13 protein-coding genes are annotated in these 14,696 nt (G+C 58.7%); 6 read left to right on the top strand and 7 right to left on the bottom strand.

All coding sequences use genetic code 11. The features are described 5' to 3' along the window. Window positions 1-78: 78 nt before the first annotated feature. The gene (locus MLC59_RS02750) at window positions 79-309 is read left to right on the top strand and encodes a DUF2789 domain-containing protein (RefSeq protein ID WP_248230677.1); all 231 of its coding nucleotides are present in this window, start codon (window positions 79-81) and stop codon (window positions 307-309) included. 38 nt (window positions 310-347) lie between these two features. On the opposite strand, the gene MLC59_RS02745 is transcribed toward MLC59_RS02750, so the two are convergent. Continuing rightward, window positions 348-1,316, bottom strand: coding sequence for a beta-ketoacyl-ACP synthase III (locus MLC59_RS02745; RefSeq protein WP_248230676.1), 969 nt, complete (start codon window positions 1,314-1,316; stop codon window positions 348-350). 271 nt (window positions 1,317-1,587) lie between these two features. On the opposite strand from MLC59_RS02745, the gene MLC59_RS02740 reads away from it, so the two are divergent. The 3 genes from MLC59_RS02740 (at window position 1,588) to MLC59_RS02730 (ending at window position 6,126) form a co-directional block, all read left to right on the top strand. Continuing rightward, window positions 1,588-2,742 (top strand): zinc-binding dehydrogenase, encoded by a 1,155-nt coding sequence (locus tag MLC59_RS02740; RefSeq protein ID WP_248230675.1) that lies wholly within the window; start codon window positions 1,588-1,590, stop codon window positions 2,740-2,742. 151 nt (window positions 2,743-2,893) lie between these two features. After that, window positions 2,894-4,354 (top strand): malate:quinone oxidoreductase, encoded by a 1,461-nt coding sequence (locus tag MLC59_RS02735; RefSeq protein WP_248230674.1) that lies wholly within the window; start codon window positions 2,894-2,896, stop codon window positions 4,352-4,354. Between the two features lie 56 nt (window positions 4,355-4,410). Continuing rightward, window positions 4,411-6,126, top strand: a complete 1,716-nt coding sequence (locus tag MLC59_RS02730; RefSeq protein ID WP_248230673.1) for a protein adenylyltransferase SelO — start codon at window positions 4,411-4,413, stop codon at window positions 6,124-6,126. A 136-nt stretch (window positions 6,127-6,262) separates the two neighbouring features. Here MLC59_RS02730 and MLC59_RS02725 read toward each other — a convergent pair whose 3' ends face one another. The 6 genes from MLC59_RS02725 to MLC59_RS02700 form a co-directional block, all read right to left on the bottom strand. Continuing rightward, the gene (locus tag MLC59_RS02725; protein ID WP_248230672.1) at window positions 6,263-7,195 is read right to left on the bottom strand and encodes a 2-hydroxyacid dehydrogenase; all 933 of its coding nucleotides are present in this window, start codon (window positions 7,193-7,195) and stop codon (window positions 6,263-6,265) included. Window positions 7,196-7,250: 55 nt separating this feature from the next. Continuing rightward, window positions 7,251-8,231 carry an aldo/keto reductase gene (locus tag MLC59_RS02720; protein ID WP_248230671.1) on the bottom strand — a complete coding sequence of 327 codons (981 nt, stop codon included), beginning with the start codon at window positions 8,229-8,231 and terminating at the stop codon, window positions 7,251-7,253. 112 nt (window positions 8,232-8,343) lie between these two features. Continuing rightward, window positions 8,344-8,958, bottom strand: a complete 615-nt coding sequence (locus tag MLC59_RS02715; protein ID WP_248230670.1) for an ATP-dependent zinc protease family protein — start codon at window positions 8,956-8,958, stop codon at window positions 8,344-8,346. Window positions 8,959-9,119: 161 nt separating this feature from the next. Further along, window positions 9,120-9,704, bottom strand: a complete 585-nt coding sequence (locus MLC59_RS02710; protein WP_248230669.1) for an acyl carrier protein phosphodiesterase — start codon at window positions 9,702-9,704, stop codon at window positions 9,120-9,122. Continuing rightward, window positions 9,701-10,363, bottom strand: a complete 663-nt coding sequence (locus tag MLC59_RS02705) for an alpha/beta hydrolase (RefSeq protein ID WP_248230668.1) — start codon at window positions 10,361-10,363, stop codon at window positions 9,701-9,703. The genes MLC59_RS02710 and MLC59_RS02705 overlap by 4 nt, the downstream gene beginning before the upstream one ends. 1 nt (window position 10,364) lies before the next feature. Beyond that, complete coding sequence (locus MLC59_RS02700; protein ID WP_248230667.1) at window positions 10,365-11,573, bottom strand: lysophospholipid acyltransferase family protein; 1,209 nt, start codon at window positions 11,571-11,573, stop codon at window positions 10,365-10,367. Window positions 11,574-11,744: 171 nt separating this feature from the next. On the opposite strand from MLC59_RS02700, the gene recQ reads away from it, so the two are divergent. Both recQ and MLC59_RS02690 read left to right on the top strand, forming a co-directional pair. Next, window positions 11,745-13,613 (top strand): DNA helicase RecQ, encoded by a 1,869-nt coding sequence (gene recQ, locus MLC59_RS02695; protein ID WP_248230666.1) that lies wholly within the window; start codon window positions 11,745-11,747, stop codon window positions 13,611-13,613. 103 nt (window positions 13,614-13,716) lie between these two features. After that, a complete protein-coding gene (locus MLC59_RS02690; RefSeq protein ID WP_248230665.1) occupies window positions 13,717-14,670 on the top strand; it encodes a type 2 periplasmic-binding domain-containing protein in 954 nt (317 codons plus the stop codon). Window positions 14,671-14,696: the final 26 nt, after the last annotated feature.

Here is a 14,696-nt window from a genome sequence, read left to right as displayed (position 1 = left end):
AGCATCAGGAACTCCGGCGATAGAAGCTCCCGCCGCAGACTCCTTGCCACCACTTACTTTCACTGCAACGAGGTCCTCATGGAAAAACCGGTTCACACATTGTCAGAACTGTTTGAGCAGTTGGGGTTGCCCAGTGATAGCGATGCCATTGAAGCCTTTATTGCGGAACATCGACCATTGCCAGAGGGCACACGGCTGCCAGACGCACCTTTCTGGAACGAAAGCCAGCGCCATTTCCTGAAGGAGGAATGGGAGGAAGATGCAGACTGGGCAGAACTGGTGGACACCCTGAATAACCGGCTGCGCTGATGCCGGTTATCCAACTGGAAAGGCGGAACGCCGGGGGCTCAGAACCTCAGCAGGGCTGATCCCCAGGTGAAGCCGCCGCCGAAGGCTTCCAGAAGAACCACTTCATTGCGCTTGATGCGGCCGTCACGCACGGCAACATCCAGGGCCAGGGGTATGGAGGCCGCCGAGGTATTGCCGTGCTGATCCACAGTAACCACTACCTGGTCCATGGACATGTTCAGTTTCTTCGCGGTCGCAGCAATGATCCTCAGGTTGGCCTGGTGGGGCACCAGCCAGTCGATGTCTGACTTTTCCATCTGGTTGGCGGCCAGGGTTTCGTCAACAATCTTGCCGAGGGTGTTGACCGCAACCTTGAAAACCTCGTTACCCTTCATCTCGATAAAGGCCTTGCCGGCCTTGACCTGGTCGTAGTTGGAGGCGATCCCGCAGGGCACGTGGAGCAACTCTTCATACTGGCCGTCTGCGTGGATATGGGTAGACAGAATACCGGTTTCTTCGTCCGCCTCCAGGATCACGGCTCCAGCCCCGTCACCAAACAACACGCAGGTGCCCCGGTCTTCCCAGTTGACGATTCGGGAAAAGACCTCTGCACCAACCACCAGAGCCTTGCGGCTGCTGCCCGTGCGAACGAATTTATCTGCCACTGACAGGGCATAGACAAACCCGCTGCAGACCGCCTGGATATCGAACGCCGGGCACCCCTGAATGCCAAGACGGGCCTGCAGGATGCACGCGCAGCTGGGGAAGATCTTGTCAGGTGTCGAGGTCGCAAAGACAATCAGGTCGATGTCCTGCAGCTCAACCCCAGCCGCTTCGGCGGCTCGCCGGGCAGCGACTTCGGCCAGGTCAACGGTGGTCTGATCGGGGGCCGCCACATGGCGCTGCGAAATGCCGGTACGCTCCCTGATCCACTGGTCGGTGGTATCCACCATTTTTTCCAAGTCTTTGTTGGTCAGGGCATTTTCCGGCAGGTAGGACCCTGTGCCGGTAATTCTGGCGTATGGCATGCGTGACGTTTCCCGGGATTGCAAAATGTTGTAAAAGTCGAAGTTTAAGAACGCATCCTACACTGTATCAAGCATTTGGGGTTATTAGCGATTTGTCAAAGAGGCGCGAGCACCGTTTTCTTCGATGAATCGGCAACCGGGAACATGGGCGAGCGCGCGGTTTCCGCCCCAGGAGCTTTTAGGCGCTGGCCAAGTATCATGACATTCCCGACATTGCAGGTGCGGAGTTGCACCTTTAGGGTTCAGGAACTCGTAACCGGAGGGCCCCGACATGAATGAACACACGATCCCGGCAACCATGAAGGCCATGGTGCTGACCGGCCATGGCGAGACCGAAAAACTGGTTTACAGGGAGGATGCCGCCACACCTGCCCCGGGGCGCGGCGAAGTTCTGGTGAAAGTGACGGCAACCGCCAAGAACAATACCGACCGCAAAGCCCGTGAAGGGCTATACCCCACCAAGGACAAGGGCGATGTGACCTCCTTCGCCATGGGCGGCGAGCCAACGCTGACGTTCCCCAGAATCCAGGGGGCGGATATCGTAGGCCGTGTGGTCGCGGTAGGTGAGGGCGTGGATGAAGCCCGCATCGGCGAACGAGGCCTGCTGGATTTTAACTTGTATCCGGACGACCGCCGGGGCATCAACCTGACACCGGACTATTATGGCCACGGCGCTGATGGCGGTTTCGCCGAATATGTGGCAGTGCCGTCCGATCAGTTTCACCACGTGGCCAACCCGGAGCTGGCCGATGCCGAGCTGGCGTCCATGGGCATGTGCTCCTACCAGACCGCCTACCACATGATGACGTCGGCCCGGATCAAAAAAGGCGAACGCGTGCTGGTCACCGGGGCCAGCGGAGGCGTGGGCACGGCTCTGATCCAGCTCTGCCGCATTGTGGGGGCCATACCCTACGCCCTGAGCCAGCAAAGCAAGGCCGAGGCCCTGAAAAGACTGGGCGCCGAGGCCGTCCTGGACCGCTCTCACATGGACAACTTCGAGGAACGCGTCAAAGCGGTGACCGGCGGAGCACCTTTCGACGCCGTCATGGACCTGGCGGGTGGCGAGATGACCAATCAGTTCATAGACGCCATGATCTTTGATATGCCATCGCGACAGGACTATCCGCGCCTGAGTATCGCAGGCGCCAGCGCCGGCAATCTAACCGGGATCATGTGGACGCGGATCTACCTCTACCAGGTCCAGATATTCGGCGTCTCCCACGGCACCCGCGAGGAGGCAGAACAGTTGATCGAATGGATCCGCAACGGCCAGCTCAAACCCGTCCTGCACGCGACTTTCCGTTTGTCAAAGCTGCACGATGCCGAGCACTATTTCGTCAACCGCGGCAGTGGCTACCTGGGCAAGATCGTTATCGTGCCGGATTCAGAGTGGGCCGAGCATGGAGAGCCGTTCGGGCTGACCTGAGACGTTGAACCTGCCCGGGACAATGGCGAGCATGGTGCATTATCGCCCCAAACAACTATCCTCAGGGAGAACCATTCAAACTTTCCAGTTGCGTTTGGCTGCGTTAAACAAACCTGCGTAGCCCTTCCGACCAGGACAGGACCAGAACCAGATGAACATCATTGTTATCGGCGCCGGAATCATGGGAACCACCTTTGCTACCCTGGCAAAGGAGCTGTCACCGGACCTGGATATCACCATACTGGAGCGGCTGGACCGGGCCGGGGCAGGGAACTCCTGGGCCTTCAACAACGCTGGCACGGGCCATGAGGCCAACTGTGAGCTCAACTATACCCCGGTAGACGGAGAGATCATCGCGGTTGAAAAAGCCCTGAAAATCCATGCCCAGTTCAATGTTGCCAAGCAGTTCTGGGCTCACCTGATCGAAAAGGGCGCCATTAAAGACCCCGGTGTCTTCATCAGACAAACCAGGCACTGCACCATCGTTCCGGAACCCGCCATCGAAGAACTGCGCCTGAGATTCAAGGAAATGTCCGCGCATCATTTTTTTGAGCAGATGCGCTACTCGGAAGACTTCGACGAAATCAAAAGCTGGATTCCCTATACCATGGAAGGGCGGCCACACCACGAGAAAATGGCGGCAACCGTCGTTGAAACAGGCACGGACGTAAACTTTGGTGCGTTAACCGAGCACATGGCCAGGCATGCCGAGCATGACCTTGGCGTAAAATTCGAATACGGCACCCACGTCAGACGTGTGCACAGAAGCCCCTCTGGAAGCTGGCTTATCGAAGCGGTACAAGGAGACAAGCCGGTTCAGCACAAGGCGGATGTGCTCTTTGTCGGTGCCGGCGGGGGCGCTTTTCCGCTACTGAAAAAGAGCCATTTGCCGTTCAGGAACCGGTTCGCCGGCTTTCCCGTGGGTGGACGGTTTCTTCAGACGCCAATCAGCCCGGAGCAGGCGGAATATTACACTGCCAAGACTTATGGCAAGGCAAAGGTGGGCGCGCCTCCCATGTCAGTCCCGCACCTGGATTTGCGGGTAGTGGAGGGCAAGCACTACCTGTTATTTGGACCGTTTGCCTCATTCAAACCGGTCCTCGAGCGCGGTCGCGGCTTTCTGGATTACCTGAAATCCATCCGTGCCCACGATCTACCCGGGTTTTTCAGTGTGTTTTTTGAACATTTCCCACTGGTGAGGTATCTGGTTTCGGAGACGTTTAAAGGCGAAAAGAGCATGTTCGAAGAGCTCGACAGCTTTGCGCCGGGCCTGAGCACAAAATTTGACTGGAAGCCAATCGAAGCTGGCCAGCGGGTACAGATCATCAAGGACGGAGACCTGCAGATGGGCACGGAAATCCTTGTCTCCGAAGACAAAACCTACGGTACGCTCTTGGGGGCGTCACCGGGAGCGTCGGTGTCGCCCGAAGTGATGCTGCGATGCCTTGAGCAGTTGATTCCCTCAGTGTTCACCAAAGAGGAAGCCCGCAAAAAGAAGAGCGAGATCTTTCCCGAAGATGACCTGGACACCTTGATCGGGCAACCGGATCGTTACCGGGAGATCCGCGATGCCGTCAATCAGCGGCTGGGGATTGTCCCGGACGAGGCGTGACAAAACGGGTTGAAGGCACGCCAGCCCCCCATCAAAGCCCTGTGTGAGGACTGTCTATGCAACAGCGACTGCCCCGCGAGACACCCCCGGTTGTCGAAACCCTCGACGATGTCGCGCCGTTGGCAGACTATTCATTCATCGACACGCTCAACCGTGATCCTGGCGCGAAAGCAGACGGAGCCGACCACGCGCCAAGACAGGTCTTCTCGGGCCACTATGTTCCGGTCCAGCCCACGCCCATAGAAAACCCTGAATACGTCGCCCACGGGAAGAATCTTTTTCACGAGCTGGGATTCGCCGACAGCCTGGCGCAGTCCGACGACTTCATCCGCATGTTCTCCGGCGACTTATCCGGGGTTCCCGCGCCTCTGCATAACGTTGGCTGGGCGTGTGGCTACGCACTTTCCATCTACGGCAATGAGTTCTACCAGCAGTGCCCGTTCCAGACCGGCAATGGCTACGGCGATGGTCGTGCTATTTCCGTGCTCGAGGCTGTCATCAACGGGCAGCGCTGGGAAATGCAGTTGAAAGGGGCAGGGCGCACACCCTACTGCCGGGGCGCGGACGGCCGGGCTGTTCTGCGGTCCAGTGTGCGGGAGTTCCTGGCCCAGGAGCACATGCACGCGCTCGGCGTGCCCACATCACGATCCCTGAGCCTGTACGTGTCAAAAACCGAGCAAGTCAGGCGCCCGTGGTATTCGGAGGGCTCACGCTCAGCAGATCCCGATATTCTTGTATCCGAGCCCGTTGCCATCTCGACCCGTGTGGCTCCGTCGTTCATCCGGGTAGGGCAGCTTGAGCTATTCGGTCGTCGTGCCCGCAAGCAGGAACACCCGCAGGCAATGGAGGAGCTCGAGAAGCTCGTGCTGCACCTGATCGATCGTGAGTACAGTGACGTTATTGATCAGTCACTGCCCACCGCCGATAAAATCGTGTTGCTTGCACGGGAGTTCCGCAGTCGGCTGACATCACTGGTGGCGAACTGGATCCGCGTGGGCTACTGCCAGGGGAACTTCAACAGCGATAACTGTGCAGCTGGCGGCTTTACGCTGGATTATGGGCCCTTTGGTTTCATTGATGTGTTTGATCCACAGTACCAGCCATGGACCGGTGGCGGGGCGCATTTCTCGTTTTTGAATCAACCCATGGCGGCAGAACGCAACTTTCACTCCTTTTGTTCGGCGTTGCGGCCGTTGCTAACGTCGGATTCGAACTATTTGCAGCAACTCGATGAAATTGAGGGTGATTTCCTGCAGGTCATGCAGGCGAAGATGGAAACGATGTGGGCTGCCAAGCTCGGACTCGACGCTTTCGACGCGGAACTGTTCCGCGAACTGGCAATGCTGATGATGCAAACTCCGGTCGATTACACCATGTTCTTCCGTGAACTCTCGTCTTTGCCAGATAACATCGAACCGCTAAGGAAAAGCTTTTACCAGGGCCCGACCTATGCCGCAAACCCTGATGGGATGGACAGGCGCTGGTCAGCGTGGCTCGCAAACTGGCAATCGCTCACTCAATCCCGTTCTCGTGAAGAGCTTTCCAACCAGATGAAGCTCGTCAACCCGAAGTACAGCCTGAGGGAATGGTTCGTTGTGCCTGCCTATCAGCAAGCCGCAGCCGGGGATTACACCTTGCTGCGGGAACTGCAAGATGTCATCACTCAGCCATACGCGGAGCAATCTGAGGACGTGGAGAAGAAATACTTCAGACTGAAGCCGCCGGGGCTTTCCGATGTGGGCGGGGTATCGCATCTGAGCTGCTCATCATGATTCGAAATGGCGCAACCCCGGGTTCTTCCTATGTGGTCGTCGAGAACCCTTTTGATCAGTCCTCATTTCCAACCCAGTACTGCGCATAATGTATATTATGTTAAATACGATATGGAAGAGAGAGCAGGAACCCGGCTTAGCCTGTTCCCTGTAACTCGGCCTCGAAATGCTCCAGCAGGTTGTCCACCACGCGCTGCCCCATCGCCAGCCGGGTCTCGGTTGTGCCGCTGGCGTAGTGTGGGGTCAGGACAACATTATCCAGCGCGAGCAAGGCGTCCGGTACGTGGGGCTCTTCAGCGAGCACATCAAGCCCGGCTGCCCGAATTCGACCCTGCTCCAGGGCACGTATAAGCTCCGGCTGGTCCACAGTGCTGCCGCGGCCCACATTTATCAGTATGCCTTCTGGCCCCAGTGCATCGAGCACCTTCCCGTCTACCATGTTCTCCGTGGCGGGGCCGCCAGGGACGATGACCACCAGGAAGTCACTGGCCTCCGCTAATGACACGACGGAATCGTGATAGGTATACGGAACGTCGGGATTGCGGTTGCGTTGATGGTAGGCAATGGGCATGTCAAAGGCCGCCGCCCGCTTGGCGAGCGCCTGGCCGATCTTGCCCAGGCCAAGGATACCCAGACGTTTGCCTGTCATCCGGTTCCCCAGCGGCAGATCTTTCAGCCAGCGGCCGGCGCGGACGTTTCGCTCGGCCTGCATGAGCCGTCGGCTCGTTGCCAGCATCAGGGCAATGGCGCCATCGGCAACATCCTCTGTGAGTACCCCTGGTGTGGTTCTGACGCTGATTCCCCTGGCTTCGGCGATATCCACATTGAGCGCGTCGGTTCCCACCCCGGATGACGAAATAATCTCCAGCTTCGGTAACGCGCTCAGTAGGTGTTCCGGCGCCCCCTGCGCGGCATTGGTCAGCAGTCCCCGGATTGATCCTCCCACCTCCTGCAGGAAGGCGCCGACCTCATTCCTTTCTTCCGGCAGTCGGTGAAGTCGGAACCGTTTTTCCAACTGGGGAAGTACGTTGGGGGGTAAACGCCCTGCTATCAGGATATCAATGGCCATTACCGGACTCCTCTTCTTGACCTGAAATGAGCTTCAGATTCGATGAGCACATTGATCAAGCATGCCCGGCTACCTCGTGGGGAACATAGTGTTCTTCGAGGCGCTCCATTTCCCCGGTTGTCAGCTGGATGTCCAGGGACGCCAATGCATCGTCCAGTTGTTTTTCCTTGCTGACACCGACGATGGGTGCGGTGACAACCGGGTTGGCGGCCACCCATGCCAGCGCAATCTGGGCCATGGGGAGGTTTCGCTCCTGGGCGATAGTATTCAGCGCATTAATCACTGGCTGGTCAATATCGCTGCCCAGGTGCCATTTACGGGTATTCTCGTCGGTACGCCCACGAGTGGTTGCCGCGCCCTGCCCCTGCGCCTTGCCAGCAAGTACGCCACGGGCCAGTGGGCTCCAGGGTATAACGCCCACGCCCTGGTCCCGGCAGAGTGGAAACATCTCCCGCTCCTCTTCCCGATAGACCAGGTTGTACATGGGCTGCATGCTGACAAACCGTGTCCAGCCGTTGCGGTCGGCCACATGCTGGGCCTTGGCAAACTGCCAGGCAAACATGGATGACGCGCCGATGTAGCGTGCCTTGCCCGCTTTCACGACGTCGTGAAGCGCTTCCATGGTTTCCTCGATGGGGGTGTCGTAGTCCCAGCGATGAATCTGGTAGAGGTCGATGTAGTCCGTGCCCAGCCGCTGAAGCGAGCCGTCAATGGCATCCATGATGTGTTTGCGGGACAGGCCGCCCCGATTGGCGCCCTTTCCGATCGGCATGAATACCTTTGTCGCGAGGACGAATTCCTCGCGGTCGGCATAGTCTGTCAGCGCGCGACCGACTACCCGTTCCGATTCGCCCTCGGAGTACATGTCGGCGGTATCGAAGAAGTTGATGCCGGCGTCCAGTGCCTTTTTCAGGAAGGGTCGGCTGGCCTGTTCGTCCAGTACCCATTCCCGCCAGTCCGGGGTGCCATAGGTCATGGTACCCAGGCACAAGGGGGAGACTTTCAGGCCGCTGTTTCCTAAACGCCGGTATTTCATGGCTGCACTCCTGGCTCCGATGTACTGATTCGGACCCTAAATATGGCCAACCGGCGCAAGGAAATCAAACAGGTATATCCGTCTTTGTTCCTCACTCGGCGAGCATCACCGGTCAGTTTGAGTTTTCCGCCTCCGGTAGTTCAGCGATCTCTTCGATAGCGTTGTACTCGCACTCAGCCTCCGCCAGGAAACTGTCGGTGGAATCCACCAGTACGTTGTCGTCAGCCATAAACCGACGTCCGAGCAAAGCCGGGTAGGTAAAGCGGCCGCGATCAGTCAGGGAAAACTGTGTTTCATGGGTTTTGCCGGCAATACAGAACTCCATAAGCACAACGTAACGCCTCTGGGATGGCGCCCCTTTGCGCTTGATGAGTACGGTGCGCTCTACCGGACGCTCGAATTCCAGCACTATGCCTTCATTTTCCGGTGAGTCGATGTCGTTGTGGTCGTCCAGTGGCAGGCGAAACCTGACCCACTCTTCTCCATTTTTTTCGAAACCTTCAATATCCGTGGCGTGCAGCGAAGAGGTCTTCGCGCCGGTGTCCAGACGGGCCTTCATACGCAAGCCGGTATCTTTCATCACGACCCATTCCACGAAGCCCATTTGTTCCGCAGGCTCGGACTTTGTCTCATCGTTTGTGGTGGCGATGACACCACCATGAAACAGAAGACTGGCAGTTGCGAACAACCCCAGGACCAGACCATGCGATGACTTTTTGGAAACCATAGACACGTACCTCCTCGATTCGTTGACGTTCAGGTTTCTTACGAACTCATTGATTCAGAAGTTTACGTGACACACTTCGCAATGTTCAGTGTCTGTCCTGTAACTTGCCAGTTAAGGGTCCTGGCTCTACACCCCGCCATAGCGGGCCTGAAGAGAGCTTCTCAGGCGGAGTGGCTGCGGGATTGGCTGAATGCCTTGAGGTCCGGGAAGAATGTGAGGAAACGGGCTTCCAGCTCGCGATCAAGTGGACGGATCTCCTCGATAATACCGGCAAACTGGTGGCGGAACCGAATGCGCTGGGCAACCCGGTCCATGGCTGCGCCAACCTTTTCGAGGTCCTGGTAGGCGTGAAACCAGTCGTGGGTGACCATGCTCCGGGTTACCCGGGCCATCTCGGCAGGCATCAGCTGCTCGCCCTGCTCCAGGTCCCGGTACAGCTCAGCGATAAACCGGCTGCGGTCGCCTTGTCCGAAACGGTCCCAGTGTCGTAACAGGTAGTGGTCGAAGAGGATATCCAGGGCAATGCCGGCGAAGCGGCGCCTTTCGGTTGAGAACAGGGCCTTGCATGCCAGTACCTCGGGGTGGGCATCGGTATAGGCATCCACGGCCCGGTGGTGTTCCAGCCCTGCCCTCACCCCCTTCGGCAACCGGTCGGTATCCAGGCCCTGGGCGAAATCGCCGAGCAGGTTGCCCACCCGGGACTCCACCGTCGGGCGGGCCAGATAAAGGTGGGCAAAGTGATTCACAGGGACAACACGTTACGCAGGAACCGTCCGATGGCGTGGATTTCTTCCAGGCAGACTGCGTGCTCCATGGGATAGGTCTCATAGTCCACGCTGTAGCCCATATCCCGGAGTTTTGCGACGGAATCGCGACCCAGGGCTTCCGGCACCATTGGGTCGTGGGTGCCGTGGAACACACTGATGGGGATGTCCCGATTGGCTTCGGAACAATTGACGGAGTCTGCTGTTGCAAAATAGGTGGACAGGGCGAGGATTCCCGCCAGTCGCTTCGGATAACCCAGGCCCAGCTCATAGGCCACGGCCCCGCCCTGGGAAAAGCCGGCGATCACAATGCGTTCTGGCTTCACGCCCCGCTCCAGTTCCTGTTCCACCAGGGCTGCCACGGCCTCTGCGGATGCCACCAGCTGGTCCTTGTCTACGGTACGGCCCAGTTCCAGGGATTTGATGTCATACCAGGCCGGCATACGGATACCGCCATTGATGGTGACGGGCATTTCCGGCGCATGGGGGAAGATAAAGCGCACGCTGGCGTCCTGTGGCAGGCCCAGCTCCGGTACCACCGGCTCGAAATCATGGCCACTGGCACCGAGGCCATGGAGCCAAATAACCGCGGCGTCCGGGTTCTCACCGGTATCGAGCTGGATATAGTCGAGTTTCTGCATGTTACCTCTCGGGTTCGGTCTGGTGCGTTTGTTGCGCGTTCAGGGCAGTCAGCGAACTGATCACCGGGTTGGCGTACATGGCGACCAGGTACGGGCGGATCGCTTCATCACAGGCATTAATCCGCCGTTCGAGCTCTTTACTGGCGGCCTCGAGCTCTGCCGGGGTCCAGCTCTCGGCGGTGACCACCTCCTCGCTTACATTCTCCGGCGTGTCATGGGCCGAAGGGTGCATGCCCCGCATGTTGTAAGCCACCAGGTTAGACGCGTGCAGGTGGTAATTGGCGTGGATTTCACCATCTATATGGGCAGCCAGGTCTTTCGCATTGTCCGGCGCATCCTCAATGGGTAAGCCGAAATGAACATGGACGTGGCCCTTGAATCCGGTCAGGCCCTTGACGATCTGTTCCGAATCTTCGTTTTCCGCCTTGGTGTAACTGCCAGTCCGCTCGCGGGTTTCCAGTTCACGGGCCTTGTCGGCGTCACAGGGATCATACTCGTAGGCAATGGAAACAGGCACAATCCGCATGCGGTCCATGGCCTCGGCGAAGCCCAGCCCCTCTTTTTTCCGGCTCATGTAGAACATCTTGATGATGGCCGGATCGGTGAGATCAACCCCGTCCTTGGCCCGGCCTTCCCGCTGGGCGATCCAGATACTGTGGCCATCATCCAGGCTATGGTTGATAAAGCCGGAAAGGGTCAGGAACACCTGCCGCATCTCCCGCGGACTCTGGATGTCCCTCTGTACAACGAAGCTCTTGTTAAGCCGCATCATTTCAGCGAACACCGGATTCTTCAGCAGGTTATCACCGATCGCGATGCGGGTGGTGTCAAACCCGTGCAGGTGAAGCAGGTGATTGATCACCATGGGATCAAACACAATGTCCCGATGGTTGCAGATAAACAGGTAGGAGCTGGTCGGATCCAGGCGATCAAGGCCCGAGGACGTCAGCCTGGAAGTGGTGTGGTTAACCAGCTCAGTGACGTGGTCTGCCACACGCAACTGAATGTCGCGAACAGTGCGAGCGCTGCCAAACTGCTTCCACAACCAGGACTTGACCCGCTTGCGCAACAGGCCTGGAAACCAGCGGGCAAGGAACGGCGAGCGAAAGCGGCCCACCATCAACAAGAAGTCGGGGTCGTTGGACAGACGCTTTACCGCGCCTTCGACCTCGTCATCCCCGTAGGGACGTATCGCATCAAATTCCTGCATTACAATCCTGTTTTTATTGCCTTTTCTGAAAAACGACAAGATCCGGCGTGGTGGGCCGGCATGAAAAACGGCGCTATTGTATCGCGGCGAGGGCCGTCGCGCCTCCTCCCGACAACCCGCCCGTGGTTTTGTTATCATCCCGGCTTCGTTTCAGAACCGGCTCCCACACCCATGGACCCATACACGGATTTCGACAGCCTCAGTACAGAAAAGCCCGTAATCCCTTCCGTCAGTCCGGAACAGGTACTGCACGAAGTGTTCGGTTACGAGTCTTTCCGACCATTGCAGGGGGACATCGTCCACGAGTTGGTGGCCGGGAGCAATGCCCTGGTTCTGATGCCTACCGGGGGCGGCAAGTCGTTGTGCTATCAGATACCGGCCATGGTGCGCCCGGGTACCGGTATCGTGATCTCCCCACTGATTGCGCTGATGCAGGACCAGGTGGCGGCGTTAAACCAGCTGGGCGTCCGGGCGGCGTTCCTGAACTCGTCCATGGCACCGGAACAGGCCTGGCAAACCGAGAATGCCCTGCTTCGTGGTGAGCTGGACCTGGTGTACTGTGCCCCTGAACGACTGCTGCAACCCCGCATGCTGGAGCTACTGGAGAGCGCCTCGCTGTCACTGTTCGCCATTGACGAGGCCCACTGTGTGTCCCAGTGGGGCCATGATTTCCGCTCGGACTATCTCGGCCTGAGCATGCTCGCTGAGCGCTTCCCGGCCGTTCCCCGGATCGCGCTTACCGCGACGGCAGACGAACGTACCCGCAAGGAAATCGCCGAGCGCCTCGCCCTGACCGATGCAAGGCATTTCATCAGCGGCTTCGACCGGCCCAATATCCAGTACCGAATTGCGCCCAAAACCAATGCCAACAAACAGTTGCTGGATTTTATCGGTGAAGAACACTCTGCGGATTCCGGCATTGTCTATTGCCTGTCCCGCAACAAAGTCGACGCCACTGCACGCCTGCTGCAGCAAAAAGGCTACAACGCCCTGCCCTACCATGCCGGCCTGACAGCCGAGGAACGGGCCGGGAACCAGGAGCGTTTCCTGCGGGAAGAAGGCGTTATCGTCGTCGCGACCATTGCGTTCGGGATGGGTATCGACAAGCCGGATGTGCGCTTTGTCGCTCACCTGGACCTGCCCAAAAGCCTGGAAGCCTATTACCAGGAAACCGGCCGGGCCGGGCGCGACGGCAACCCGTCCACCGCCTGGATGGTCTACGGCCTGCAGGACGTGATCAAGCTGCGCCAGATGCTGGAAGCCTCCCAGGGCAACGATCATTTCAAGCGGGTTGAGCGCCAGAAAATGGATGCCATGCTGGGCCTGTGTGAGATAACGACCTGCCGCCGCCAGGCCCTGCTGCGCTATTTCGGGGATGTGCTTGATGAGCCCTGTGGCAACTGCGATACCTGCCTGACCCCGCCGGAAACCTGGGACGGTACCGAAGCCGTGCGCAAGGCGTTGTCCTGTGTCTACCGCACCGGCCAGCGGTTCGGGGTCAACTATGTTATCGATGTGCTGCGGGGGGCAGACAACGACCGTATTCGCCAGGCCGGCCACCAGGCGATTTCCACCTGGGGCATCGGTACGGAGTTATCAGCCACCCAGTGGAAGTCGGTGTTCCGGCAACTGGTGGCCAACGGTTACCTGCGCGCGGATCCGGAAGGCTATGGTGCCCTGGTGCTCACGGAACAGTGCCGTTCGGTATTGCGCGGCGAAGTCACGATAGAACTGCGCAGGGACCCGGAGCGGAAGGCGTCCAGACGCACGTCGAAACCGAAGGCCAGTGCGGACCGAAGCCAGCACATCCAGGACCCGGCCGGCTGGGAAGCACTGCGGGCAAAACGCAAGGAGCTGGCCGATGAGCAGGGAGTGCCGCCCTATCTGATCTTCCACGACGCTACCCTCCAGGAACTGCTGGAGCGGCGGCCTGCTGACCGGGACGAAATGTCCCTGATCAGCGGTGTAGGTACCGCCAAGCTTGAGCGTTACGGCGATATTTTCCTGGACCTGTTGAACTCCCTGCCCGGCGACCGCTGAAAATTGACCAACCGGGGCTATACCAAAACGGTAAAAAAGCTACACTCATAGGAGTTAACGTTTCGGCGCTGGTGCCTGACGTCTGGAAGTATGGAAACTGGCTATGGCTGTCGCCCGCTCATACCGCACCGCTACCACAGCCCTGCTGGCTGGGGCGCTGCTTGTGGTTACCGGGCTCGGGGCCAGTGAGCTTGCGCCGTCTGCCGAGGTCTCGGCGCCCCCTGTCGGTGAGGTTCACGAGTATCGCCTTTGGTATCGCAACTATGACAGCCCGGCGGTGCATGCCGCACTTGAACTGGCTTTCGACAAGACCCCCGAATATGGCGACTACCGCATAACCCGGTCTGTAGAGATGGTCCAGGGTCGCGCCATGCTGGAGCTCCGTAAAGCCCCGCCGGATCGCCAGGTTGATATCGCCAACGTAGCCACTTCACCGTCGCGGGAAGAGTCTCTTTACGCAATCCCTCTGCCTGTCGACGGCGGCCTGCTTGGCTTCCGGGTCTGCGTTGTGCGCAAAGACCAGCTCGAGCTCTACCGCGGTATCAACAGCATTCAGGACCTTGTGGACCGCGGAATCAGCATCGGCCAGGGGGCTCACTGGCCGGACACGGATATCCTGCGTGCCAACGGCATAAAGGTGACTACCCACACACGCTTTGAAACTCTGTTTACGATGCTGGCAGGCGGTCGATTTGACTGCTTTGCAAGGGGCGTCAGCGAGGTGCTGTACGACCTGGATTCGTTGCACGACCATCAACTCGCCATAGAACCCAACCTGTTACTGGCCTACCCCATGCCCTCCTATTTCTTTGTCGGGCCCGACGACCACGATACCGCCCAGCGAGTGCAGCTGGGACTGGAACGAGCCATTGAGGATGGCTCCTTCGCTCGCTTCCTCTCTGATTACTATGGCCGCGCGGTGGACTCACTCAACCTGGATCGGCGCCAGATTCTCATCCTCAACAACCCCTTCCTCAGTTCTGACTCCGAACCAGTGTGGCGAGACGCCCTGGAAAGCCTCCGCCGTCGAATCCACATCGGGAGCAGCCGGGGCTGATTCCCGCCGGGATTCTTTTAGCCAAG

Source organism: Marinobacter bryozoorum (genome assembly GCF_023156245.1).
Taxonomy (GTDB): Bacteria; Pseudomonadota; Gammaproteobacteria; order Pseudomonadales; family Oleiphilaceae; genus Marinobacter; species Marinobacter bryozoorum.
This window is presented reverse-complemented; position numbering and strand designations above follow the sequence as displayed.